The organism is Longitalea luteola (assembly GCF_017356035.1).
GTDB classification, from domain to species: Bacteria; Bacteroidota; Bacteroidia; order Chitinophagales; family Chitinophagaceae; genus Niastella; species Niastella luteola.
In genome coordinates, this window is record NZ_JAFIQX010000002.1 from 957832 (window position 1) to 984163 (window position 26332).

A 26332-nucleotide genomic window follows, 5' to 3' on the forward strand; every position below is an offset into this window, starting at 1 on the left:
TATGCAAGCTACTTACCTGTTGATAAATCTTTTTTCCGCCATTGTTCCGTTCCTATTCTCTTTCTATCCCGCCATCAGGTTCGATAAACAGTTCAAGGCGTTTTTTACAGGCAATCTGATTGCTTCTGTATGTTTTATTGCCTGGGATATGTTGTTCACTTCATGGAAAGTTTGGGGGTTCAATGAACAATATACGTTGGGCTATGAACTGTTTAACCTGCCGGGTGAAGAAGTACTGTTCTTTATTTGCATTCCCTTTGCCTGTGTATTCACTTACCATTGTTTGAATACATTTTATACGATCACCTGGCCGGCTAAAATAGAGCGGATAGTGGTTATTGCTTTATCATGCCTGTTGCTGATAGCCGGATTTGCGTGTATAGCCAGGGCTTATACAGCCGTAGCTTTTATCAGCACGGCCGTTTTATTGCTGGCTTTGACGTTTGTATTCAAAGTAAAGTGGCTGCCGGGTTTTTTGACTATTTATCCTTTATTGCTGATTCCATTTTTAATTGTAAACGGTTTACTTACCGGTACCGGCCTTGAACAGCCGGTGGTGTGGTACAATAATGCCGAGAATGTAAGCATCAGGGTGCTCACCATTCCGGTTGAGGATTTTGTGTATGCATTGGAGTTGCTGTTGTTCAATCTTTTCTTCTATGAAAAGTTTAAACCTGTTTTCAGGGCGCAGGCTCCAGCAGCTTGAATGCATCTCCATCGAACAGCCCCAGGTCGCTCAGTTTTAAATGCGGTATCACCAGCAGGGCCATAAAGGAAAGCGTCATAAAAGGAGCGGAAAGGGTAGCGCCCAGCGCTTTGGCCATAGTATCAATAGCGGTATAAGATTGGGCTACCACATAACCGTCCTCAGCGCTCATCAATCCGGCAACGGGTAATGGTAGCACCTGTGCGCCCTGTGGACCCACGCAGCTTACACCGCCCTGTTGTTCTATGACCAGGTTTACTGCCTGGCAAAGGCTTTCATCGTCAACACCCACAGCCACGATATTATGACTATCATGCGCCACCGAAGAGGCAATTGCTCCTTGTTGCAAGCCGGTGTTCTTAATAAACGACAGTGCAACCGTTGCATCGGTGTACCTGTTCACGACGGCTATTTTTAATACATCCCTGTCCGGATCACTTACGAGATAACCATTGATGGTTTTGGGTGGCAGCATCAGTTTGTTGGTGATCAGTTGCCCGTCCAGCGCTTCAATAACAGGAATGTTTGTTTCGCCATTCCAGGGCCGTTGAAAATCGGAAACGTTTTTTTTCCGGCAGTTGAAATTATTGATGAGTGCAGATGTTTGTGAAGCTATGAGTGATGTTCCGTTCTCTGCTACCAGCTCGCCGTTGATATAGGTTTTCAAGACCTGGAACTGCTGCAGATCACTGGTGAGAATCAAATCAGCGGCATCGCCGGTGCGCAGCAGGCCCACGGGCAATTGGTAATGCAACACCGGGTTCACACAGGCAGCCTGCAGCACGCTGAAAACATCGATGCCTTTTTCCACGGCCCGGGCGCATAACTGGTTGATATGGCCGGCTACCAGGCTATCAGGGTGTTTATCGTCACTGCCGAACATTATTTGTTGCGGGTGATCGTTCAGTAAACCGATAAGGGCGTCAAAATTGCGGGCAGCGCTTCCTTCCCGGATAATGATCTTCATGCCGTATTTTAATTTGTCCAACGCTTCTTCACTGGTAAAACATTCGTGGTCAGTGCTGATGATCACCTGCCCCGGCTCACCGGCTTCAATATACGCACGGGCCTGTTCACCCCTTAATCCCGGTGCATGTCCGTCAATGGGTTTGCCGGCCGCACGTGCAGCCTGTATTTTTTTCATTACCACCGGATCTTTGAATAACACGCCGGGAAAGTTCATCATTTCACTTAAATAAGGTATTTCTTCCTTCTGCAATAAAGCTGCAACATCATCTGTATCGAGGGTGGCGCCTGCTGTTTCAAAAACAGTGGCCGGTACGCAGCTGGGGGCGCCAAAAAAGAATTTGAAGGGAACGCTTTTGCCGTTTTCGATCATATATTCAACCCCTTTCATGCCACACACATTGGCAATTTCGTGCGGGTCGCTGACGGTGGCCACGGTGCCATGCACTACCGCCAGCCGCGCAAACTGGCGTGGTACCAGCATGGAACTTTCAATATGTACATGGCTGTCGATAAAGCCTGGAAGAATAAACGGCAAAGAGGGTGATGCGTTTTCCAGGGGCGTGATCGACCCTATTTTTCCATTGACTACAGCTATTGTAGCCGGGTATATTTTTTTCTGCCATATGTCAACTAACTGCCCTGTTATCGTATGGTTCATATATTAGTTTTTTAAGGAGAATACTGATGCAATATTATTCTAAAAAAGATATGTCACCGTTTGTAATAATTTAAGGTGTTATTCTACTAATTTTAAAGTTTCCCTGGCCAGGAAGCCTTACATTTAACAGGCCCGATAATTAATAACCATTTTACCAAATAAAAAATAGAAAAATGAGATTCCTCCGAGTAGCATTAATGGCAGCCGGTTTGCTGTCTATAGCATCTGTGAAAGCGCAAACTGCCGACGAAATAATCAATAAACATATTGAGGCGCTGGGTGGTAAAGACAAGGTGGCAGCCATTAAAACAATGTACACCGAATATGATATGGAAGTAATGGGGCAGCAGGCTCCCGGCATCACCTGGCTCGTAAACGGAAAAGCCTTCAAAAATGAAGTCGATTTTGGCGGTCAGAAGATCATACAGGTAGTGACCGATAAAGACGGCTGGGCCCAAAATCCGATGATGGGTCAGGCTACTCCGGTAGCAATGCCTGCCGAGCAGGTGAAAATGAGCCAGGCAAATCTGGATCCCGGTGGTCCTTTATTTAACTATGCCGCTAAAGGTTATACGGTTCAACTGCTGGGCAAAGAAACCTTAAATGGTAAGGAAGCTTATAAACTTACGGCAAAGGGTAAGGATACCGCAACTGTAAGCACATTCTGGATCGATCCTTCTACCTGGTATCTGGTAAAAAGCACTTCGAAAAGTAATTTAAATGGTACCGAAATGGAGACCAGTCTTACCTTTTCTAATTACAAGAAAACCGATTATGGTTTTGTAACGCCTTACAATATGGAGATGTCAATGCCGCAGGGTTTTACGCTGAATGTTGTCAGCAAGAAGGTTGAGATCAACAAGGAAATCGATATGAAAGTATTCGAGATGCCGAAACAATAGCTTTAACTTTTTATTAGCACTTCATAAGGTTGCCACAAATGCCATCGTTGCGCTGCAACGCCGGTGTTTGTGGCAATTCTTTTTGTATTGGGAAACCGGCAATCAGATAACAATAAGTTTGTAAGTAACGGTTGTTTTTATAATTTGATGCTTTAATCAGTTATATGGAAATGCTAAAAAGAAGTTTCTGCGGAATTAATTTGTTGTTGATAACCGGTTTGTTGCAGGCCCAGCAGGCCATCATCAATACGGTTGGAAAAGATCCTTTTGTAGGTAAGACCACAGAAGTGATCTATAAAGCGAAAGAAGGCACCTGGACCTTCCAGGGATTTAACAATACCGTTATCAGGACAACCTACAAGCCGGCTGATTACAACAAGAACGAACAGGTATCAGATGCCGTTATAGCAAAGCCGCCTGCCGTAACTACTAAAATAACAAATGCAGTATCCCAAACAGTAGAATTTGAGAACCTGACCAGCGTCGTAGTGCAACGCGAAAAGTTTTATTATAAAACAGGTAAGGAAGTGAAGGTAAAATCTGCAGCATATTTCACCCAGGGTGATACGCGGGGCTTCCGCTTTCAGCTTTTTGAGAACGAACAGATATTCGGTGGCGGTGAACGCGCTTTGCCGATGAACCGCCGGGGACACCGGGTGAATTTATACAATGCACCGGTATATGGTTATGGACTGGGTGCTGAGAACCTCAACTTCTCTGTTCCATTCTTCATTTCTTCAGCCGGTTATGCCTTGTTTTTTGATAATCCCTCCAAAGGATATGTTGATATCGGATTAACGGATAAGAATACCCTGGAAGCCGGTTTTACCAGCGGCGAATTAACTTATTATGTCGTATTTGGCAGAAATCTCGATGAGATCATGACCAATTACACTTCCATCACCGGCCGTCAGCCTTTACCGCCCCGTTGGGTGTTTGGTAATTTTGTATCGCGGTTCGGCTATCGCAGTGAAGAACAGGTAAAGCAGGTAGTTGGCAAAATGAAGCAGGACCATTTTCCTATGGACGGACTGGTGTTCGACCTGTTCTGGTTTGGAGATGCCGTTAAAGGCACTATGGGTAATCTCGATTGGGTAAACACACAAAAATGGCCTAATCCCAAACAAATGCTTACCGACTTCAAAACAAAGGATCATTTAAAATCGATACTGGTTACTGAACCTTATATTTTACAGAACACTAAAACATATGCAGAAGCAACGCCTTTTCTGGCTACCGGCGCCAATGGCAGCGCCATGATGATCCCGGATCTTTATTTTGGAACCGGTGGTCTCGTGGACATTTTCCGTAAGCAATCGCAGGATTGGATCTGGAAATATTATAAAAAACAGATCGGCAATGGAGTGAGTGGCTGGTGGCTCGACCTTGCTGAACCGGAAAAACATCCGGCCGGAATGGTGCACAACCTGAAAGATTATGGTGTTGCCCGGCCCATGGGTGGTGATGAAGTGCATAACGTATATGCACACTACTTCAGTAAAATGTTCTTTGAGAAATATTCATCAGATGTAAGTGATCAGCGCCTTGTGTTGTTGAACCGGTCAGGTTTCGCCGGCAGCCAGCGCTACGGCGTATTACCATCAACGGGTGATGTGGCGCGCAGCTGGTCGGGCCTGAAAGCGCAACCACTTTTATTGTTAGGCATGAGTCTGAGCGGATTGCCCTACACACATTCTGATGCCGGAGGTTTGGCAGCCACTGAACAGGCTGATCCGGAATTATACACCCGCTGGCTGCAGTTTGCTGCATTCACGCCGGTGTTCCGTCCCCATGGCACGGCCCTCGAAGACCTGGATAAAAGCATTAAAAGTATTCCATCAGAACCCTGCTTTTGGGACGAACCGCATAAGAGCATTGTGCGCAACTATATCAAACTTCGTTACCAGTTGCTGCCTTATAACTATTCCCTGAGTTATGATCAGGCCGTTCTGGGTAAACCGCTGATGCGTCCGTTGTACTATTATAGCTTTGCCGACAGCAGTGCTTTAAGAGCAGAGGATGAGTATTTCTGGGGTGATAATATCCTGGTTGCTCCGGTTACCAGCCAGGGAGCAACATCCCGTATGTTGTACTTACCGGCCGGTAAATGGTACAGCCTGCTGAACAATTCGGTTACAGATGGTGGTAAATGGATCACGCAGCCTGCTGATATTAAACAGATCCCGGTGTTTGTAAAGGAAGGCAGCTTTGTGCCGATGTGGATTACGAAGGATACGATTAAATCAACGGAAGCATACAACAGTAAAGACATCACTGTGCGCTATTATCCCTCTGCAAACTCAAGTACTTATGTCTGGTATGATGATGATGGCGTCAGCACCCGGACCCTGGAGAAAGCTGACTACGAGCTCGTGACTTTCAAAGGAGTAACTGCCGGCAATAAAGTGACCATTGACATTACTACCAATAACCCGAATCAATATGGCAAGAAGTTCAAACGTAAATTCAATATTGAATTACCGGTGGCGCTCGCAGCCGGTCAACCAGCAACGGTTAATGGTAAACCCGTAGGCGCAGCGGCAAAACAACAGGATCCCTTCCAGCAGATCACAAATGAATACGTAACGGTGGAGTTTACCGGAAAACCTGTGAAGGTCGAAATCACGCTTGGGAAATAAGGCTGACCAGTTGATAAAGCCAGAAGCTAGTGGCGGGTGTGGCAAGTCCCGACGAAGCTTCGTCGGGACTTGCCACTAACCCGTTGCAACCTTGCGTTTGCCGTTTCATGTTTCCCAGTTTGTCCTGATACGTCGGGGTTTGCTGACATGTTAATAAATAAGTTTTTCTAAACAGCTTGATAGTCAGAGCAGGTGATGGTTGAGTTAATTACGGTACGTAAATCTCCTATACAAATAAATTCACTTTGGCACGCGGCATGCTTTTGTACAGGGGTAAATCCACCCTTATGAAAAAGACGATCGTCTTTGCTCTTATTATGCAGTTGGTAATTTACCTGCTTATTTTTTTGATAGCATAGTTTACTATCCTGTTACTTGCAGCGGTTTGGTCTTTTGACCAGACCGCTTTCGTTTATGGCAAAGGCGTAAAGCTGAAGGCAGAAGGCTGAAGGCACAAGGTTAAGGCGCAAAGCGGAAGGCAACATGCAAACACGATGCAAATGGCGCAGGTAAGGCATAAGTGCGCAATGAAAGCATTTTTTGGGCAGCGGTTTAATGTTTATCAAGCAGGTCGGGTCGTCTGTCTTTAGTGCGTTGCAGCGATTGTTCATAGCGCCAGTCATCTACTTTCTTGGGATCGCCGCTCAACAAAATATCAGGCACTTTCCAGCCTCTGAAATCGGCAGGGCGCGTATAAACAGGAGGTGCCAGCAGGTTATCCTGGAAGGAATCCATCAGCGCAGAGGTTTCATCATTCAATACACCGGGCAATAACCGGCCAATGGCATCCACGACAATGGCTGCTGCCAGTTCACCACCACTTAATACAAAATCACCGATGGAAATTTCACGCGTAACGAAATGCTCGCGAATGCGCTCATCGATACCTTTGTAATGTCCACAGATAATGATGATATTTTCTTTCAGCGACAATTGATTGGCTATTGGCTGATTGAACCGCTCGCCATCGGGTGTCATAAAAATGATCTCATCGTATTTCCGGTCTTTCGACAACGTTTCAATTGCATTGGCCAGGGGTTCACACATCATTACCATGCCGGCGCCACCGCCATACTGGTAGTCATCAACCTGTCCATATTCGTTTACTGCCCATTGCCGCAAGTGGTGTACTTCTATCTGCAACAACCCTTTATCGCGGGCTCTTTTCATTATTGAATGTGAAAAGGGACTTTCGAGCAATTCGGGCAGAACGGTGATAATATCGATACGCATGGTGCAAAGATAGAAGAGCAATGTGATAATGCGATACTTTGCTGATAAGCTAGCGAAATACAGCTCAAACCGCAAGCTACTGTATGCCGCATCGCAATCAGGAACTTCCCCTTTAGCAGGCCGGGGGCTTAATCCATAAATTCATCAAGGTCTCGGCGGTCTTTTTTGGTAGGCCGGCCAATTTTACTGAGGCGTTTACCGGTATGAAAACTCGAAGCCTGGTATTGCAGGCGTTCCAGTTCTTCAGCGGGGGTAATATCAATGTAATATTTGATCGCTTCGGAATAGGCAACCCGGTTGTGCAGCAGGCCGGTAACTTTTATCCGCCAGCGGCGTGCTTCCGTTTTTACTTCGTATTCGTCGCCTACATGCACCTGTTTGGCGGCTTTCGCCTGAACGCCATCCCATTTAACTTTCCCGGTATCGCAGGCGGCAGCAGCCATCGTGCGGGTTTTAAACAAACGAATCGACCACAAGTATTTATCCAGCCGGAGCTTTTCTGTTTTTTCAGTGCTATTCATAGTTCACTAATTCACTCCTTTCAAAGATAAAAAATTGGTGGCTAATGGGCAAAGGTCAATGGTCAATGGTGAATGGTCAATGGTGAATGGTCAATGGTCAATCGGCACTCCGTTACCGCCAATGGTTTGGCGAACAAATTGCCAGTCAAGGAAGGCAGGCAGTCAGCAATGATTTCCACCGGCGAATAGTCGATTATTAATTCCAAATCTACCGAGCTGCTCATCATTCACCATTGACCATTCACCATTCCGTTAGGAAGCAAAATACTTATGAAAATAAGGGATCGTTTCAATGCCCTTATAGAAATTCACGAGATCAAATTTTTCATTGGGCGAATGCAGGTTATCGCTATCCAGCCCAAAACCCATGAACACTATTTTTACACCCAGCTCTTTTTCCAGGATAGAACAGATAGGGATACTGCCTCCACCTCGTACCGGTATGGGCTTTTTTCCAAACGTTGTTTCTATGGCCTGTGCTGCTGCCTTGTACGCTTTAGAATCGATGGGTGTCATATAAGGCTCACCGCCGTGCAGGTTAACCGCTTCTACGGTAACGCCGGCAGGTGCTATTTTTCTGAAATACTGCAATAACATCTCTGTTATTTTCTCAGATGACTGGTTGGGAACCAGCCGTGCAGAGATCTTCGCATAGGCTTTGGAAGGTAATACGGTTTTGGCGCCTTCGCCGGTATAACCGCCCCAGATACCGTTCAATTCAAGCGTAGGCCGAATGCCGGTACGTTCATTGGTGGTATATCCTTTTTCGCCCCACAGTTCTTTCACGCCCAGATCCTTTTTATATTCCGCTTCATCAAAAGGCGCTGCTGCCATTAATTGTCTTTCCTCGGTTGTTGATGCTACTACATCGTCATAAAAACCCGGAATGGTGATATGATTGTTCTCATCGTGGCAGGAGGCGATCATTTTTGCCAGCATGGTAATGGGATTAGCCACGGCACCACCATACACCCCGCTGTGCAGGTCGCGGTTAGCGCCGGTTACCTCAACCTGGATATAGGCCAGTCCACGCACACCAATATCTATGGACGGTGTATCCATGCTGATCATAGAACTGTCGCTGATGAGGATCACATCGCATTTCAGCAGGTCTTTATGGGCTGCCACAAAATCGGCCAGGTTGGGCGAGCCTACTTCTTCTTCACCTTCTATCAGGAACTTGATATTGTTTTCAAGCGTATTCGTCTTTTGTAAGATTTCCAACGCTTTCACATGCATATAGAACTGCCCTTTATCATCGGCAGAGCCACGGGCATAAATGCGGCCATCTTTGATCACCGGCTCAAACGGACCGCTGTGCCAGAGTTCCAGCGGATCGGGTGGTTGCACATCATAATGCCCATATACCAGTACGGTAGGCTTCGAAGGATCAACGATCTTTTCGGCAAATACCGCCGGGTGTCCGGCTGTTTCTAATAACAGGGCTTTATCGGCGCCGGCTTCCAGCAACCGCTGCTGTACTTTTTCTGCACATTTTCTCATATCGTCCTTATGGGCGCTATTGGCGCTCACAGAGGGAATACGTAACAATTCCAGTAATTCATCCAGGAAGCGATCCTTGTTCTTTTCCTGGTAATCTTTCCAGGCTTGCATAATCATGAGTTTATTTGAGTAAAAAGTTTAATAGCGAACAGAGAGCGAATATATGAAAACCAGTGGGCAATTGCTAAAAGGCTGAAGGCAGGTTACCAGTTGCCAGGTACCAGTTACCGGGCCTCAAATTAATGGCTGGTTGAGTACAGGCGGGCAATCCGCATTAAAGTCCTGGCTCCTGGCGCCCGGTAACCGGTAACTTTTCCCTGCAACCGCTCAGGCTACAAACTATGCTTTTTATCCTGCAACACATTCTCCAGGGTCCATGCTATCTGCTTTTCAAAAGGGCGTTTGCGAACGGAGCATTCGTCGCGGGTGCAAATGCTGCAGGAAAAATCAAGGCAGGGATCGGTATGTACGAACAGTTCAAATACGGTTCCGAATTCCCGCTTGATAAGCAGGCCCAGCTCTTCTACTTCTTTATGGGCTTCCACCACGTTCAGGTACCAGGGTACCGTAAGGTGACAGTCAATATGTAGCTGTCCGCCATATTTGATCACACGCAGGTTGTGCAGGTCGATCCAGTTCTTGCGGCGGTTGGCATTCAAAACGGCCAGCATTTTCTGCAGCAGTTCTTTATCGGCTTCATCCATAATGCCGGCCAGGGAATGGCGTAAGATCTTATAGCCGGTATACATGATAATAAATGCCAGGATGATCGCGATCAGGCCGTCGAGCCACATGAGGTTGGTGAGCCGTATGAGTACCAGGCCAAGTATGATGCCGAGGGTAGAGTAAGTGTCTGACTGCAGGTGTTTACCACTGGCCACCAGGGCGAGCGAATTGTTTTTCTTTCCTTTACGGATGCTGATAAAGCCTACTACAAAATTGATGAGGGCAGTGACGGCTACCAGGATGATCCCGCGATCCAGTTGTTGCAGCGCACGCGGATAAATAAAATGATGAATGGATTCATATATGATCACCAGCGCAGCTACAATAATGAGCGTGCCTTCCACGGCGGCGCTCAGGAATTCAGCCTTGCCATGTCCGTACGGATGGTTCTCGTCGCGGGGTTTGGCTGCTACCCACAAACTGTACAAACCAATAAAGCCGGCAATTACGTTTACGGTGCTTTCCAGCGCATCGGTTAAAATGGCCACGGAACGGGTTAGCCAATATGCCACCATTTTGATGATGAACAGCAGTACGGCTACCGTTACTACCCATTTTTGTACACTTAAATTTTCCCTGCCCGCGTTCATGCACGTTATTTGGGCGTGAAGGTAGGAAATCCCTAGCTCGGCTGCGCGGGCTGGGGCTTCAGGCTGTTTTTCTTTCCTATCAGCCGCTTAATGCCCCGGTAAAGACGGAAGTAAAATTCTTTATTGAACAATTGCGAATCGTGCAGGGCTTTGTAAATAAGGAAAAACCCAATCGGCAGCAGTACAGCCGTGGCCAGCCACATACCGGCGGCGGGCTGTAACACATCCTCTTTCACAAACTTTTTACCAAAGTTGTTCAGCAGGAAGAAGATCACAAAGAAGATAACGGCAAATACCACCGGCGTACCAATACCCCCTTTGCGTACAATAGAGCCTAACGGCGCACCAATCAGGAACAGTACCAGCACGGCAATTGACATGGTGATCTTTTCGTGGTAGGTCATCATGGTCATGCGCAGTTCCTTGCGCTTGCCATCATAATCCCATGACGGTCCTTCAATGGTTGATTTTATGGAGTTGGCGTAGGATATACTCTGGTCTACTACCGTTTGTTTTACGGCTGAAAGTACCTGGTCGTTCTTCGACATTTTTAAACTGTCGGGCAACAGGTCAATAAAGCGGGCGCCTTTTTTAACAGGCGGTGCTTTTACATCGATCCAGCCGGTATCGAGGTATTTCGAAAAAGTGAAGTAGCCCTGTAAGTCGCGGATATCGCGATCCCTGAACCTTGCCAGGCTTTTTGAAATGGAATCAACATTTTTGCTTAACTGCCGGGTGCTTAACATTTCATAGCGGTCCTTGTAGGTGCTGTCAGGCGTTTGAATGAAAGTTAGCGAACTCAGGTCAAGTACTTTTTTATATTCCTGAAAACCCAGTCTTATGAAATCGGTGTTGTTGGCATAACGGTTACCTCGTTCTTCATAACGCCAGCCATTGAAAAGGATGAATTCCAGAAAGCGTTTGTCAGAAGAAAGGCGCATGATGCCTTTTTCAGCCGCTATTATATTTTCCTGCGGGCCGGTGCTGGCTTCATAAATGATCACATTGTGTAAAATAGAATCATTCTCTTTTTTTGAAACTTTGATGGCATAGTCGGGAATGGTGGTATAGAATACGCCTTCTTTCAGGTCGAAGGCCGGTTTCTTATTAACAATATCGTAGTGAAGGGTCTTCATGCGCAGGTTGGCTACCGGTATAACATAGTTGTTAAAAAGGAACGCCAGTCCCGACAGGAATGCTGCCACGACCGCCAGGGGCAGCATAAAACGCAAAAGGCCAATGCCGGCCGATTTAATGGCCACCAGTTCAAAGGTTTCGCCCAGGTTGCCAAAGGTCATGATAGAGGATAACAGGATAGCCAGTGGCAGAGCCAGGGGAACCAGGGTAGCGCTCAGGTACACGACCAGGCGCAGCATGGTGAACGCGTCGATGCCCTTACCCACAAAATCATCGATCCACAGCCAGAAGAACTGTAATATCAATACGAACAGGGTAAGGAAAAAGGTTGCGATGAAAGGGCCGATAAATGATCGCAGAACCAGTATGTCTAATTTTTTTATCATTGCTTGCCTAAAAGATCCCAGATCACAAGAACCAAATAATAATTCAAAATCTCAAACTTCAATTTCCTGATTTTCTAATTTGCTGCTTTTTTGGTTCTTGAGATCTGGTTCTTGTAATTTTATATTATGGGTGCCGCAAAAATACAGCTTTCAGCAGAGGAATTATCGTTGGTGCAAAATGCCGGATGGCTTTTAACAAAGAATACAATTATAGAGAAAGTTTATGCTTTATTCGGGGAAATTGCCCATGAGGTGCGGGGTAATTTTACAGGTTTGCCGGCTTTGGGTTTAGGAGATGTGTTGGTTCCTTCGCCCAAGATCTCGAAAGGGGAGAATTATAAGGGATTACCCTGGGTGGTATTGGATTTTCCGCGTTTATTTAACCGCCAGGACACATTTGCCATCCGCACCATGTTCTGGTGGGGGCATTTTTTCAGTGTCACCCTGCATTTAAAAGGACGGTATAAACAACAGTTCCAGCAAGCGCTGATCGCTAATTTATCAGTATTGACGGCGCAGCAGTTTTACCTGTGTGTTAGTGAAGATGAATGGAGATATGAATTTGAAGAAGACAATTACAAGCCTCTCACCCAGTTGAATCCTTCTGGAATAGAAAAAATTCTGCTGGCTAATGATTTCTGTAAGCTATCCGCTAAAATTTCACTTCCTCAATGGAATCAATCAAAAGCATTAATTCTTGGCCTTTACGAAACAATAGTTACAACCATTGGGCATTAATTACCGAGCCGGTGAAACAGGTCTTTTACCTGGTAACCCCACAACTGGCTCTGGTCTTTAACTTCACCTTTATCTGCAAAATCTTTGATCACAAGGATGGTCTGATTCGTTACTTCTGATTTCTCAATTCGGAATTCAAAATATTCATCTTTGGGTGCATGCAACCAATGAAACCTGATAAATTTCTCTTCTTCGCTTTCCATTACTTCTGCCTTATCTGTAGTACCGTTCCAGGAAAAACTGAAAACATTATCCCTTTCGTCTACTTTATCAGCGAACCATTCCTGCAAACCAGCAGGAGTGCTTAGGAATTCGTATAAAATGGAAGGAGAACATCTTACCGGATACTCTAACGTAAATATTTGTTTCTTACTCATCTAACCCTGTTATTGATCATTTTGAAAATACCAATGGTGCAAGTATAGAAAATTAATGCTACCCCCAAAATTTTTTTTTGGCAAAATCAGGTAAAAAGTGCTAAAAATGAATAAATAAGCAAAAAATTTTCATATATCTGACAACCAGTTGGTTATGAATAATTTTGAGGAGAATAGGGGAATTGGTTATATTAGGTGAACAGATTTTTTTCACATTTTTAATAACAAAACGCTTGTTCATATAACAAATTCGACAGGTATTTCGTTTTTTCTAGACCATTGACCGTTTCTTAACCTAAAAAACCCTTTAAAATGACCTACCTATGAGTATGCGGCAGCTCAAGATCACGAAGTCAATTACGAACCGTGAATCTCAGAGCCTTGAAAAATACTTGCAGGAGATCGGAAAAGTTGAATTGATCAGTCCCGAAGAAGAAGTTAAGCTTGCGGGTTTGATCAAGCAAGGAAACCAGGCAGCCCTTGACAAACTAACAAAAGCGAACTTAAGGTTCGTTGTATCCGTAGCCAAGCAGTATCAAAATCAAGGTCTCTCATTACCAGACCTCATCAATGAGGGCAATTTGGGTCTCATTAAAGCAGCGCAGCGTTTTGATGAAACCCGTGGTTTTAAATTCATTTCTTACGCCGTATGGTGGATCCGCCAAAGTATTCTTCAGGCATTAGCAGAACAATCCCGTATTGTAAGGCTTCCATTGAACAAAGTAGGGTTAACAAACAAGATCCAGAAAGCCTTTTCGCAACTGGAACAGGAGTTTGAACGTGAACCCTCGCCCGAAGAACTGGCTGAACTGCTGGAGCTCGAAACGGAAGAGGTATCTGCAACTTTGGGCATTGCTGCCCGGCACGTAAGCATGGATACACCACTGTCTGAAGGGGAAGACAATACCCTGATAGATGTGTTGGAAAATCACAATGCTGAACGGGCAGAAACCAATATCGAGCACAAAGAGTCGCTTAAGCAGGAAATTGAGCGCTCGATGAAAATGCTTACCGAGCGGCAAAAAGAAGTGATCTGCTATTTCTTTGGTCTAGGTGTCGATCATCCCATGAGCCTGGAGGATATCGGCGAAAAATTCAATCTCACCCGCGAACGGGTTCGCCAGATCAAGGACAAAGCAATCACCAAACTGCGCACCAATTCACGTTCCAAGGCCCTGCGGGGATTTTTGGGCGTATAACCTTAAAAACTGATAGCCGGCAAAAGAAACTTTACACAACAAAATTTACTTCCTGTAAATTTGCAGTCCATTAAGTGAATATAACTTGACGGTATATTCACTTTTTTGCTTTTATTAGCATTTGGTAGGTGTGCCACGTTTCGTCTGCAACGGCAGGCCAGGCGTGGCACACCTTGTCAGGATTCTGAATGCAAAAAACAGGAAGTTATGTTTGAAAATCTTACCGACCGGTTGGAGTCGGCCTTAAAACAGATAAAAGGCGAAGGCCGCATCACCGAACTCAATATTGCTGCTACCGTAAAAGACATTCGCCGCGCCCTGGTGGATGCCGATGTAAACTATAAAATTGCCAAGGAATTTACCGACCGGGTAAAGGATAAAGCCCTGGGAGAAAAAGTGTTAACCGCGGTAAGCCCGGGCCAGTTGATGGTGAAGATCGTGAAAGATGAGCTGGTTGACCTCATGGGCGGCAGCGAAAGCGATTTCAACGCCAAAGGCAATCCCGCTGTTATCCTCATCGCTGGGTTACAGGGTTCCGGTAAAACTACTTTCAGCGCCAAACTGGCTAACTTCCTGAAAACAAGAAGCAGGCTGTCGCCCATGCTGGTGGCGGCCGATATTTACCGCCCTGCGGCCATCGATCAGCTGAAAGTGCTGGGCGAGCAGATCCAGATAGATGTGTACAGCGAACCGGAAAATAAGAATGCGGTACAGATCGCGTCCAACGCCATCAGGGAAGCCCGCAGCAAAAATAAGAATGTGGTCATCATTGACACCGCCGGCCGCCTGGCCATCGATGAAGCTATGATGACCGAAGTAGCGAATGTAAAATCAGCTGTTAATCCGCAGGAGATCCTGTTTGTGGTTGACTCCATGACCGGTCAGGATGCAGTGAATACTGCAAAAGCGTTTAACGATCGGCTTGACTTCACCGGCGTGGTGTTAACGAAGTTAGACGGTGATACCCGCGGTGGTGCTGCCCTTTCAATCAAATACACAGTTCAAAAACCCATCAAGTTTGTAAGCAGTGGCGAAAAACTGGATACGCTCGATGTGTTCTACCCCGAGCGTATGGCCCAGCGTATCCTGGGTATGGGTGATATCACAACCCTCGTTGAAAAGGCGCAACAACAGTTCGATGAAGAACAGGCCCGCAAGCTCGAAAAGAAGATCCGCAAGAACCAGTTCAATTTTGAAGATTTCAAACAGCAGCTGGAACAGATAAAAAAGATGGGTAATATCAAAGACCTGCTGGGAATGATACCCGGGGTTGGAAAAGCCATCAAGGACATCGACATCAGCGACGATGCGTTCAAAGGCATTGAAGCAATGATCAACTCCATGACACCCGCAGAGCGCAATGATCCGGATCTCATAAACATGAGCCGCAAGCAGCGTATTGCGAAAGGCGCCGGTAAAGACATAAACGAAGTGAATGCATTCCTGAAGCAGTTCGACCAGATGAAGCAGATGATGAAAATGATGAATAAAATGCCGATGGGAAGAATGGGAATGAGGAAATAATCAGTGTTATCACCGCGCCGGCAACGCATAAAATGGGTGGAAAAGCGCTTCGGTTTTTACTGTCTCAAAAAGTGGTTTTCGCAGATAAATCGCTCAGTTACAGAAAAATTGTCCACTTGAATTATTAAATTTGGAAAAATCAGTTCGATTGTTATTTTTGCAATCGTTATAATGGAAAGTAACCCTATTTGTTCACGCATTTAAATTTCTATTTAAGATGCCAGTTAAAATCAGACTGCAACGCCATGGGTCTAAAAAAAGACCTTTTTATTTCATCGTAGTGGCCGATGCACGCTCTCCGCGTGATGGTAAGTTTATCCAGAAGTTAGGTACTTACAACCCTCTTACAGTTCCTGCAACCATTCAGTTAGATCGCCAGAAAGCCTTGGATTGGCTGCACAAAGGCGCTCAACCTACTGACACTGTGCGCAGAATTCTGTCTTACAAAGGCGTATTGTACCTGAAACATTTGTTGCGTGGTGTAAAACTGGGTCTGTTCGACGAAGCTACCGCTATGGAGAAATTCCAGAAGTGGCATGCTGAGCACGAGGTTCAGGTTAAAAAACGCCAGGAATCAAATGCCAAGGATAGAAGACCTCGCAGACCAGGTGGAGCTGGTGCACCTCCAGTGCGTAAAGGCAGAGGAGAATAATCCTAACGCAGTATAGCTAGCTGTCAACTTGTTAAATCCTCCCGGTACTCCGGGAGGATTTTTTTCGTTTATACACTTCTTCCTGGCGACCGGGAATCAGCTGTTATGGTGAATTTCATTTGCCCATTTGCCCATTTGCTAATTTGCACATTTGCTAATTTGCCCATTGATCAACTACCTTTGCCGGGCATATATGACGAACTATCACAGCATTGGAAAAATAGTGGCCACTTTTGGTGTAAAGGGCGAAGTGGTGCTGCACCACTCACTGGGTAAGAAAACCTCGTTAAAAGGGCTTGAAACCATTTTTATCGAGGAAAAGAAAGAAGAAATGCTGCCTTATTTCCTGGAAGGCACCCGCATAAAAAATGACGAGGAATTGTTCCTCAAATTTGAAGGAATCAATACCAGGGAAGCGGCGCACCGCCTGATGCAGAAACGCGTGTGGCTGCCCCAGGAGGAGTTTGAAAAATATGTTTCCCAGTCGGCCCCTATTATGTTGCTTGGTTTTCATATCATCAATCAGGGCACCGACCTGGGCGAAATACTCGAGATCATTGAGCAACCGCACCAGCTGCTATGCCGCATCGATTTAAAGGGCAAGGAAGCGCTTATTCCGGTACATGAAGATTTCCTGCTGAAGATCGATAAAAAGAAAAAACAGGTGCATGTAGAGCTGCCTGAGGGGCTGCTTGATATATACAGTTAATGTGATAATGTGATAATTCGATAATGTGATAATGCTCAAAAATCGAGCAGTTCTTAGAATTTCGAACCCCATGCGAAACCGAACGAAAAGGTTTTCAATTATCAAATTATCACATTATCAAATTATCGAATTATGTCTTCTATCTGCACAAAGTGCCTTTGATGATGCGCAATGATAAACCCGAACACATCGCCCATTTTTAATTTAATGAATGGCGCAATGGAAACGGGAATGCGTATACGGTTTATATCTACCCGTTGGGCTTTATTCAATAATTCCAGTAACCATACTTCCTGTTGTTCAAATTCCTGCAACGCCTTAACCGCGTCTACGGTAGGCAGGGGATCATGATTCTTAAACGTTTTCATTTTATTGGGAATGCTTCCATCCGGTTTTGGCAGCATGCTTTTTGTAAAATAGCCGCCCAGCCAACCATGGGTAAAAAAATCAGCTGCACTGGTTTTGGAATGAGTTATGGCCTGTTCCAGTTTCGGCAGGTAGTAGCGGCCATACGTATTGAGGTGCTCCAGTACCTGCGCCACACTCCAGCGGCCGGGTGCAGGTTGCTGTGTAAGCTGGCTAACCGGCAATTGTTTTAAGTAAGCCAATCTGAGCATGATCTGGCGCGTGTCGGCCTGTAATGTTTCAAGCAGGAAAGAAGCCTGTACTTTTTTCATTGAGATGTTTGTTTGCGAATACAAAACTATCAGGCCGTGCACATAAAAATCTTGGTGGGCGCCAACATTTTCCGCTACCGGTTACCAGTTACCGGTTTGCCGGGGCAGAAGACCCGCCTTCCTTAAGCTTTGGCGAACGAAGTAAAGCATAAATTCGGGCAGTGCAAGATCGGTTATCAGGTTTACATTTCGCGAGCTATTCACCATTGACCATTCACCATTGACCATTCACCATTGACCATTCACCATTGACCATTCACCATTGACCTATTCAATGCGAACACTTGCCATCAGTTTGCTGAAGGTGGTGGCATCCATGCCTAAATAAGAGGCCAGGTATTTATGAGGTATTAACTGCAACACGTGTGGACTCCGTTTGAGTAATGTTTTAAACTTTTCTTCGGCGCTGAATGTTTGTAATTCCACCTGTCGTTCCAGCACGCCCATGAGGGCAAAGGCCGTAAAATTTGCGAGCAGCTTCTCGATATTCCGGTATTTGTTCATCAATTGTTGGATCTGAGTATGTGTTGTGCGCAACAGGGTGCTGCTGGTCAATGTCTCCAGGAAATACCGGGAAGGCGTTTGGGTAAGAAAGGAATCGGCAATGCCGGAAAAAGAGTAGGGATAAGTGAATACAAGCGTTGCTTCATGGGTGGCATCGATATAAAAAATGCGCTGAACGCCATTTAAAACAAAGTACACATGGCGTTCGGTTTCACCGGCAGCAGTAAGAATGGTTTTTCTTTTGTACTGGTGTAATTGCCAGATGCCCGACATCTCCTCCCATTCTGTTTCGCTGAGCGGATGCATACTGAATAAATGTTTCTTTAGTTGCTGTAGTCCTTCTTCCAAGCGGCGTTTTTGTAAAGTTACAGTTTGTGGGTTAAGGTTGAAAGTAAGGGAAGTAGGAAGTAGTAAAGCGGCAGTCCCGACGAAGCTTCGCATGTCGGGTCTGACGACTCTGACGAGTGTCAGACTCCGTCAGAGATGCCGCCCGCAGGCGTCGGCATGGGGAAATACAGCAAGCATAAAAAAGTTATGAGTTAGGGGTAGAAGCCCTATTAGCTACCAGCTACCGGCCACTAGCCATTAGCCACTTGCTGATAATTAACGTAAATTCGCTTCTGATTGCCCATTGACCATTGCCCATTGACCATTCACCATTGCCCATTCACCATGAACAGTGCCCAACGCATCATAGCGCATTTCGACCTGGATGCATTCTTCGTTTCGGTAGAATGTATCAACAATCCTTCTTTGAAGGGTAAACCACTGATCGTGGGCGGACGCGAGCGGGGTGTGGTGGCAGCGTGCAGTTATGAGGCGCGCAAATTCGGCATCCATTCCGCCATGCCCATGAAAACAGCCATGCGGTTATGCCCGCATGCCACCGTAGTGGGGGGCAGCCGGGGCGAATACAGCCGTTATTCGCGCTGGGTCACCGAGATCATTGCCGCCAAAGCGCCCCTCTTCGAAAAAGCTTCCATCGATGAATTTTATCTCGACCTAACCGGAATGGATAAGTATTTCAACCCTTATCAATGGACGATCGATCTGCGGCAGGAGATCATTGACAAGACCGGTTTACCTATTTCATTCGGGCTGGCAGGCAATAAAATGGTTGCCAAGATCGCTACCGACGAAGCCAAGCCGAATGGTTATCTGCACATCGCTTTCGGCCGCGAAAAAGAATTCCTGGCGCCTTTAAAAGTGAATAAAATACCAGGCGTGGGCGAACATATGTACCAGGCCCTGCGCAACCTGGGCATCGAAACCATCGATCACCTGGCGGCACAGCCTATTGAGCTGCTCGAGAACCGGTTTGGAAAATATGGCGCTGATCTCTGGAATAAAGCACATGGCATTCATCACGGTGCAGTAGTGCCCTATCACGAGGCAAAATCAATATCTACAGAAAATACGTTTGAAGAAAATATCCTGGATACCGACCGGCTGCTCAACGAACTGGTTCATATGACTGAAAAAGTGGCCTATGAGCTGAGGCAGGACAATAAAATGGCCGGTTGTATTGCGGTAAAAATACGCTATCCCGATTTTGAAACTACTTCCCGCCAAACCACCATTGCCTACACCTTTTACGATGATGAGCTCATTCCCAAGGCTAAAGACCTGTTTCACAAGCTGTACCGCCAGGGACAGCCGGTCAGGCTCCTGGGCGTTCGGCTAAGTGAACTTACCGATGAAGCCGTGCAAACGAATTTGTTCAGTAATGTTGAAAAAAAGACCGAGCTTTATAAGGCTATCGATGATGTGAAGAACCGGTTTGGCAGTAAATCGCTGACCAAGGCAACCGGTAAAAAATAATGCAACCAGTAAGGAACCAGTGTGATTTTTAGCGCTGTATACGCAACCAGCCCGCTTTTTGCAACCCGGAAAACAAAAAATCAGGTATCAGTCTACTTTATGAGTAGGGATTTGTATCTTCGTACCCCCGCAATGCAGGGTAACAATCATTTTATCAACCTTAAAATACTTAGTATATGAGTTTAAGATTAGGCGACATCGCCCCTAACTTCCAGGCTAAGACTACCGCCGGCGATATTGACTTCTATGAATACCTTGGTGATGGCTGGGGCATCCTGTTCTCGCATCCTGCAGATTATACCCCCGTTTGTACAACTGAATTAGGTAAAACTGCTTTATTGCAGGAAGAATTTGCCAAACGTAATGTAAAAGTACTGGCAGTTAGTGTTGATCCGCTCGATAAACACATTGGCTGGGTAAATGATATCAATGAGACCCAGAATTGCAATGTAGGTTTCCCCATCATTGCCGATGAAGACAGAAACGTGGCTACGTTGTACGATATGATCCATCCCAATGCTTCTGAAACTTTTACCGTTCGTTCACTGTTCGTGATAGGGCCCGACAAAAAGGTAAAACTGATGATCACCTATCCCGCTTCTACAGGAAGAAACTTCTACGAAGTATTGCGCGTGGTTGATTCACTGCAACTGACCGCCAACTACAGTGTGGCTACTCCGGCCGACTGGAAACATGGTGAAGATGTGATCGTGGTTCCGGCCGTTTCTACTGATGACGCTATCAAGAAGTTCCCTAAAGGCGTGAAAGTTATCAAGCCTTACCTGCGTTATACACCTCAGCCCAATCAATAAGATTGATAAAAGAATCATTGTATACATGCGTGATCCCGTTCCGGTTTAACCAGGACGGGATCTTGCTTTATGGCTGTTTGCCGGGGTTATATTTCTCTTTAAATATTCTATCGTTATTGGCGTTGATAAAGGCAGTGCTTTTTTTGAAATCGGATCTGATATTAGGTGTGAGATAATTGATCCAGTCGGGGTCCTTCTCCTGCCTGACATAAGCATATAAAGCCAGGGCGTACCCCCATTCCCTTTGTTTTAGATAGCCAAGTGTATTGTGCCCGCGCACAATGAAGTTCTTTATCTCCCGGAATGCACAGTTGGCATTGAACACCCCAATCCCAAATAAAACGGTAGTGAGGTCGGTAAGGGATTCGTCGTTGAAAGGAACCCGCTTTTCGCCCAGTAATTTAATATGAGCAAATTCATGCGCAATAGTAGCCACCAGCTTTTCAGGATCTCTTAAATTATTCCTTTCTATAAATACATCGAAAGTACCCGCTTCATTTTTGCCGAAATACAATCCGGCGGTCAGCTGCTCTGTGCTGGTTTCATCAGGTATCGTCCACATGCTGAAACCATAATTGCCCTGTATTTCCTGGATGCTTTCATTGTATATTTCCAGGTTTATGTTTTTCATATCTATTTCCATTTGGCGGGCAATGATCCGGGCGGTTTGTTCCAATGAAGCGTTGGAGCCGTCGTATGCGATGGGAAAATGTTCGGATGTTGGAAAAAGCATCGGCTTTGTAAGCAGATTACTTTGCCCGAATTCCTGCACCAACCAAACAAAAGCCTGCTCCATCCAAAGCCGTGTATTGGTATCAATGGGGCATGCTGGTGGTTTCTTTGAAAATAGGCCGAACATAGGACAACCGGTAATTTATATACTTAAAGTTACATATATCAGTTTGCCCGGGCAAAACGCAGTTGCTGATCCCAAGAAACGAAGTTGCGGCAGCCGATTCACGCAGCTAACTATGATCATTAAGCTATCGCTGATTATTTAATGTTTAAAGGTGTACCGTTTCTGCAAACGCCATAATAAAATGTGGCGCACCTGCATTTTAAATGATTTATCTTCCATTAAAATTTCGGTCACATGAACAAACTACTGCTTTTACTACTGCTTTTTAATCCCCTGATCCTGCCTGCGCAGCGCACCATCCTGCACTGTGGTAAATTGATAGATGTTACGAAGGGGCAGGTGGTGAATGAATATTCGATTATAGTAGAAGGAAACAAGATCACAGACGTAGTAGCTGGTTATGCCAAAGCTTCGGGTGCTGATAAAGTGATTGATCTGAAGAATAGAACCGTATTGCCCGGCTTAATTGACTGCCATGTGCATGTGGAGCACGAGACCAGCCCCACCAGGTACCAGGAAACGTTTACCTACAACCCGGCTGATTATGCATTTCAATCGGTCCTGTTTGCCGAACGTACTTTGATGGCTGGATTTACCACCGTGCGTGACCTGGGTGGCAGCGGCGTGAATATCTCATTGCGTAATGCGATCGATAAAAAATGGATCAAAGGACCCAGGGTTTACACGGCGGGTAAATCTATTGCCACAACGGGTGGTCATGCCGATCCCACAAATGGATACAGGAGAGACCTGATGGGAGATCCGGGACCGGCGGCGGGTGTGGTCAATGGCCCGGATGAATGCCGGAAGGCGGTGCGGCAGCGTTATAAAGAAGGCAGCGATGTAATAAAGATCACCGCATCCGGTGGTGTATTGAGTGTAGCCAAAAGCGGTGAGAATCCTCAGTTTACAGAAGAAGAAATAAAAGCCATTGTAGAAACAGCTCATGATTATGGGTATAAAGTGGCGGCTCACTGCCATGGCGCCGAGGCGATGAAAAGAGCCGTGAAAGCCGGCGTGAACAGTATCGAGCATGGCACGTTCATGGATGATGAAGTAATGCAGTTAATGAAACAGCATGGCACCTACTATGTACCTACTATCACTGCCGGAAGATCCGTCGGTGATTCTGCAAAGAAACCCGGTTATTATCCGGCCCTGGTAACGCCCAAGGCTTTGTCGATCGGTCCGAAAATACAAAGCACCTTCGGTAAAGCGTATAAGGCCGGGGTAAAGATCGCTTTTGGTACAGACGCCGGTGTTTATGCACATGGCAAGAACTGGCTTGAATTCGTTTATATGGTGGAGTCGGGTATGCCGGCCATGGAAGCCATTCAATCTGCCACGGTGGCGGCGGCCAATCTCGTTGGCGTTTGGGATAAGATCGGTAGTATTGAGAAGGGTAAATTAGCTGACATTATCGCTCTTGATGGTGATCCTGTAAAAGACATTCAGGTGATGGGCCGGGTCGTTTTTGTGATGAAGGATGGGGTGGTTTATAAGTAGTTGGAAAGTTAACCAGTTGACGAGTTAACTAGTTAACTGGTTAACTCGCCAACTTTTATGAGTTTTTACGAAGCTGTTGCAGTAACGCCCTCATATCCTTCGGCATTTCGGCCTGCAGATCGTACTTATTGCCCTGCATATCGGTAAAACATAAGCGTTGAGCGTGCAGGCCGGTCCTGGAAAGAATGGGCCGTTCTTCTTCCTCGTTTTTCGAGAGTTTATAATTGCGTTTAAAAGAAGAGATCTTTACAGGCAGGCCGTCGCCATACAATTCATCGCACACCAATGGGTGACCCACATATTGCATATGCACCCTGATCTGGTGCGTGCGGCCCGTATGAATCCGGAACTGCAGCAGCGAAAACTTCCCGAATTCTTCCAGCACTTCATAGTCGGTAACGGCAGGCTTACCATTCTTGTGAATGAGCATGACGCCTCTTTTAACGGTGCTTTCCCTGATGGCCGCGTCGATGGTCTTTTGTTTTTCCGGTAAGGTACCGGTAACAATGCCCTGGTAGTATTTTTCTACGGTTCTTTCTTCGAATGCCTGTGACAGGAACTTGTGGGTTTCGGGGTCTTTGGCAAATACAATGATGCCGCTGGTCTCGCGGTCGAGGCGGTGCACCGTAAATACCTGCTCATATTTCTGCAGCAACAGATCCTTAAGGGATGTTTCTTTTCCCTCGCGGTCGGGAATGCTTAACAGTCCCGGCGGTTTATTTATTACAATAAGATATTCGTTCTCGAAAATGATCTCCGGTGATAATTTAACCACGTGTAACGGTTTTGTTTTTTGTATAGGAGGCGTTCAGGTATTTTAACAGGCGTACTTCTTTCTCTGTTAAAAAGCGCCATTTGCCTCGGTCTACATTCTTTTTAGTGAGGTTTGCGTACATCACGCGGTCGAGGTTGCGTACATCGTAACCCATGTGTTCGAATATACGGCGAACGATGCGGTTGCGGCCGCTGTGGATCTCGATCCCGATCACGCTTTTGTCTTTTGGATCGGCATAAGCAAGTGAATCAGGCGCAATAAAACCATCTTCGAGGGTAATACCGTTCACGATGGTGTCGAAATCTTTTTTTATGAGCGGCTTATCAAGTTTTACTTCGTAGATCTTTTTTATTTCGTAACTGGGGTGCGATAGTTTTTGGGCCAACTCACCATCATTGGTGAGTAACAATACACCGGTAGTGTTCCTGTCTAAACGGCCGATCGGGTACACGCGTTCTTCTGTAGCATTCCGTATAATGTCGAGAACCGTTTTTCTTCCTTGCGGGTCTTCGGTCGTGGTGATATAATCCTTGGGTTTGTTAATGAGGATATATACCAGGTTCCTGCGGATGAACAGCTTTTTGCCGTTCACTTTGATATCGTCTTTGTCGGTCACTTTATGACCGGGCTCTATGATCTTTTCTCCATTCACGATCACCTTGCCTGCTTTTACCAGGTCGGCTGCATCGCGGCGGGAACAGATGCCGGCATGAGCAATGAATTTGTTCAGGGGCATGCTGCCGGTTACCGGTTGCCGGTTGCCAGTTGCCGGTTGGTTCTCGCCCACCTGGCCTTTCCCTTGTGCTGCGGCCCTGATGCCGGTTTGTGGTTTGTTGTTTGTGGTTTGTGGTTTGGTTCGCGCACCTTCCGCTTTCCCGAACTTTGCCTTCGGCTTTTGGTATTCGGTTCTTTCGCTGCCTTTCTCTATGCCTTTATGCCTTTTTGCCTCGTTGCCTTTTTCTATCCCCTGCTTAAAATCCTTTCTGCCTCTTTCCGACTGGTAACCACCTGCCTGACCCTGGGCTCTTGCCTCCCGGGCTTCCTGCTTTTTCTTTTCAAAGTATTCTTTGGTTTCCTGGCGCACCTTTTTCTTTTCCTGGCGGATGCGTTCTTTCTTTTTGGCGCCGCTGTCGCCCTTGTCCATAAATTTCTTGAATCCTTGTGCCATGTGTAGTAGTTTGCTGTTTTTCAACAGTAGTGAGCGGCAAAGGTACAAAATAAAAAACTCTCCCGGTTTTTGCCGGGAGAGCGGTAACGATAAACAGTGAGCCTTTATGATTGAACAGGCTTTCCGTGCCTGCGATTCTTCTTCAGCTCCTGGTATTTATTCCATTGGTCTGCGGTCAGGATCGATTTCAGGTTTTCCTGCTGCTGGGTATGCAAGGTTTTGTACTGTTGTTTCTTTTGATCTTCGGTCAGTGATTTGTCATCATGCACTGCTCTCATCTTTATCTGGCTTTCAGAAAAATGCTTTTCCACAGCGGCTCTTTGCTCAGCGGTTAAGTTCAGTTCCTGCTGCATTCTGTCAATGCGGTTATGTTTATCCTGGCGGAACTTTTTGCCGTGCGGCTTCATCTTTTTCAGCTCAGCTTTTTGCCCGGCCGTAAGCACCTTATCTACTTTTTCATGACGATCTTTACGAATCGTGGCCATTTTGCTTTTCCATTCGGTAACGGTGATCCTGTCCTCACTCTTTTTAAGATCGGTCATCTGTTGTTTGAAGTCTTCGTTTATCGACTTCATAGCTGTTTTCTGCTCATCGGTTAAATTAAGCTGTTGCAGCTTATCATAACGTTGGTGGTGTCGTTTGGGACGGTCGTTAAAGCTCATCGACTGATCATCCTGTGCACTGGCGCCAAGCGCTACAAAAGTGGCTAACGCTATTCCTACAATTGCTTTTTTCATACTTGTCTATTTTACTGTTTAGATGCCGGTTGGGTTGTTAGCCTTCGGCACGGTTTGTTAATTAAATCTTTTAAACAGTATTGTAGACGGCAGTTGGAGAAGCAGGTTTAATTCGTGTATGAATATCTTCGTAGATGGAGTTATTCAAGGATGAGCGGTGGCGTTAACAAGTTCTTAAGTTTCCTAAGTTCCTAAGTTATTAAGTTATTAAGTTATTAAGTTCCTAAGTTCATAAGTTATTGAGTTCCTAAGTTATTAACTTAAATTCAGTCGCGAGGTTTGAATAACTGAATAACTGAATAAC

The 26332-nt window shown here is 45.9% G+C and carries 24 protein-coding genes; 11 read left to right on the forward strand and 13 right to left on the reverse strand.

What is annotated here, in order from left to right:
* Position 1 precedes the first annotated feature (1 nt).
* Entirely contained in the window at positions 2-706 is a 705-nt protein-coding gene (locus JUB15_RS08220) for a lycopene cyclase domain-containing protein (protein WP_207511976.1), read from the forward strand.
* On the opposite strand, the gene ade is transcribed toward JUB15_RS08220, so the two are convergent.
* Positions 681-2333, reverse strand: a complete 1653-nt coding sequence (ade, locus tag JUB15_RS08225; protein WP_207511977.1) for an adenine deaminase — start codon at positions 2331-2333, stop codon at positions 681-683. The two genes, JUB15_RS08220 and ade, sit on opposite strands and share 26 nt — an antisense overlap.
* Positions 2334-2506: 173 nt before the next feature.
* Here ade and JUB15_RS08230 point away from each other — a divergent pair, with 173 nt between their 5' ends.
* Positions 2507-3235: an outer membrane lipoprotein-sorting protein gene (locus JUB15_RS08230; protein ID WP_207511978.1), complete on the forward strand. Its 729-nt coding sequence runs from the start codon at positions 2507-2509 to the stop codon at positions 3233-3235.
* Positions 3236-3399: 164 nt separating this feature from the next.
* Complete coding sequence (locus JUB15_RS08235; RefSeq protein WP_207511979.1) at positions 3400-5874, forward strand: TIM-barrel domain-containing protein; 2475 nt, start codon at positions 3400-3402, stop codon at positions 5872-5874.
* Positions 5875-6426: 552 nt separating this feature from the next.
* Here the strand turns inward: JUB15_RS08235 and trmD are convergent.
* The 5 genes from trmD to JUB15_RS08260 all read right to left on the reverse strand — a co-directional run bounded on the left by trmD (position 6427) and on the right by JUB15_RS08260 (position 11970).
* On the reverse strand, positions 6427-7107 hold the full coding sequence (gene trmD, locus JUB15_RS08240) for a tRNA (guanosine(37)-N1)-methyltransferase TrmD (protein WP_207511980.1): 681 nt from the start codon (positions 7105-7107) through the stop codon (positions 6427-6429).
* Positions 7108-7235: 128 nt separating this feature from the next.
* On the reverse strand, positions 7236-7628 hold the full coding sequence (locus JUB15_RS08245) for an RNA-binding S4 domain-containing protein (protein WP_207511981.1): 393 nt from the start codon (positions 7626-7628) through the stop codon (positions 7236-7238).
* 252 nt (positions 7629-7880) lie between these two features.
* Positions 7881-9242: a dipeptidase gene (locus tag JUB15_RS08250; RefSeq protein ID WP_207511982.1), complete on the reverse strand. Its 1362-nt coding sequence runs from the start codon at positions 9240-9242 to the stop codon at positions 7881-7883.
* Between the two features lie 221 nt (positions 9243-9463).
* Positions 9464-10447 (reverse strand): cation diffusion facilitator family transporter, encoded by a 984-nt coding sequence (locus JUB15_RS08255; RefSeq protein ID WP_207511983.1) that lies wholly within the window; start codon positions 10445-10447, stop codon positions 9464-9466.
* 32 nt (positions 10448-10479) lie between these two features.
* On the reverse strand, positions 10480-11970 hold the full coding sequence (locus tag JUB15_RS08260; RefSeq protein ID WP_207511984.1) for an LptF/LptG family permease: 1491 nt from the start codon (positions 11968-11970) through the stop codon (positions 10480-10482).
* Between the two features lie 126 nt (positions 11971-12096).
* On the opposite strand from JUB15_RS08260, the gene JUB15_RS08265 reads away from it, so the two are divergent.
* Positions 12097-12708, forward strand: a complete 612-nt coding sequence (locus JUB15_RS08265) for a hypothetical protein (RefSeq protein ID WP_207511985.1) — start codon at positions 12097-12099, stop codon at positions 12706-12708.
* On the opposite strand, the gene JUB15_RS08270 is transcribed toward JUB15_RS08265, so the two are convergent.
* Entirely contained in the window at positions 12705-13085 is a 381-nt protein-coding gene (locus tag JUB15_RS08270; protein WP_205508804.1) for an START-like domain-containing protein, read from the reverse strand. The two genes, JUB15_RS08265 and JUB15_RS08270, sit on opposite strands and share 4 nt — an antisense overlap.
* A 323-nt stretch (positions 13086-13408) precedes the next feature.
* On the opposite strand from JUB15_RS08270, the gene JUB15_RS08275 reads away from it, so the two are divergent.
* From JUB15_RS08275 to rimM, 4 genes are all read left to right on the forward strand, one after another.
* The gene (locus JUB15_RS08275; protein ID WP_207511986.1) at positions 13409-14284 is read left to right on the forward strand and encodes a sigma-70 family RNA polymerase sigma factor; all 876 of its coding nucleotides are present in this window, start codon (positions 13409-13411) and stop codon (positions 14282-14284) included.
* Between the two features lie 207 nt (positions 14285-14491).
* Positions 14492-15808, forward strand: coding sequence for a signal recognition particle protein (gene ffh / locus JUB15_RS08280; protein WP_207511987.1), 1317 nt, complete (start codon positions 14492-14494; stop codon positions 15806-15808).
* Between the two features lie 217 nt (positions 15809-16025).
* Positions 16026-16460, forward strand: a complete 435-nt coding sequence (rpsP, locus tag JUB15_RS28705) for a 30S ribosomal protein S16 (RefSeq protein ID WP_205508806.1) — start codon at positions 16026-16028, stop codon at positions 16458-16460.
* A gap of 193 nt (positions 16461-16653) precedes the next feature.
* Positions 16654-17169 carry a ribosome maturation factor RimM gene (rimM, locus tag JUB15_RS08290; protein WP_242696244.1) on the forward strand — a complete coding sequence of 172 codons (516 nt, stop codon included), beginning with the start codon at positions 16654-16656 and terminating at the stop codon, positions 17167-17169.
* Positions 17170-17291: 122 nt separating this feature from the next.
* On the opposite strand, the gene JUB15_RS08295 is transcribed toward rimM, so the two are convergent.
* Positions 17292-17846, reverse strand: a complete 555-nt coding sequence (locus JUB15_RS08295) for a DinB family protein (RefSeq protein WP_207511989.1) — start codon at positions 17844-17846, stop codon at positions 17292-17294.
* Between the two features lie 267 nt (positions 17847-18113).
* On the reverse strand, positions 18114-18698 hold the full coding sequence (locus tag JUB15_RS08300; protein WP_207511990.1) for a Crp/Fnr family transcriptional regulator: 585 nt from the start codon (positions 18696-18698) through the stop codon (positions 18114-18116).
* Between the two features lie 276 nt (positions 18699-18974).
* Here JUB15_RS08300 and dinB point away from each other — a divergent pair, with 276 nt between their 5' ends.
* Positions 18975-20171 carry a DNA polymerase IV gene (gene dinB, locus JUB15_RS08305; RefSeq protein WP_369411510.1) on the forward strand — a complete coding sequence of 399 codons (1197 nt, stop codon included), beginning with the start codon at positions 18975-18977 and terminating at the stop codon, positions 20169-20171.
* Between the two features lie 176 nt (positions 20172-20347).
* Positions 20348-20983 (forward strand): peroxiredoxin, encoded by a 636-nt coding sequence (locus tag JUB15_RS08310; protein ID WP_205508811.1) that lies wholly within the window; start codon positions 20348-20350, stop codon positions 20981-20983.
* Between the two features lie 67 nt (positions 20984-21050).
* Here the strand turns inward: JUB15_RS08310 and JUB15_RS08315 are convergent, their stop codons facing one another.
* Positions 21051-21842 (reverse strand): hypothetical protein, encoded by a 792-nt coding sequence (locus JUB15_RS08315; protein ID WP_207511991.1) that lies wholly within the window; start codon positions 21840-21842, stop codon positions 21051-21053.
* Positions 21843-22076: 234 nt separating this feature from the next.
* Here JUB15_RS08315 and JUB15_RS08320 point away from each other — a divergent pair, with 234 nt between their 5' ends.
* Positions 22077-23348, forward strand: a complete 1272-nt coding sequence (locus JUB15_RS08320) for a metal-dependent hydrolase family protein (protein WP_207511992.1) — start codon at positions 22077-22079, stop codon at positions 23346-23348.
* A gap of 55 nt (positions 23349-23403) precedes the next feature.
* Here the strand turns inward: JUB15_RS08320 and JUB15_RS08325 are convergent, their stop codons facing one another.
* From JUB15_RS08325 to JUB15_RS08335, 3 genes are all read right to left on the reverse strand, one after another.
* A complete protein-coding gene (locus tag JUB15_RS08325) occupies positions 23404-24123 on the reverse strand; it encodes an RluA family pseudouridine synthase (RefSeq protein WP_207511993.1) in 720 nt (239 codons plus the stop codon).
* The gene (locus JUB15_RS08330; RefSeq protein WP_242696245.1) at positions 24116-25291 is read right to left on the reverse strand and encodes a pseudouridine synthase; all 1176 of its coding nucleotides are present in this window, start codon (positions 25289-25291) and stop codon (positions 24116-24118) included. The genes JUB15_RS08325 and JUB15_RS08330 overlap by 8 nt, the downstream gene beginning before the upstream one ends.
* A gap of 104 nt (positions 25292-25395) precedes the next feature.
* A complete protein-coding gene (locus JUB15_RS08335) occupies positions 25396-26028 on the reverse strand; it encodes a Spy/CpxP family protein refolding chaperone (protein WP_207511994.1) in 633 nt (210 codons plus the stop codon).
* Positions 26029-26332: the final 304 nt, after the last annotated feature.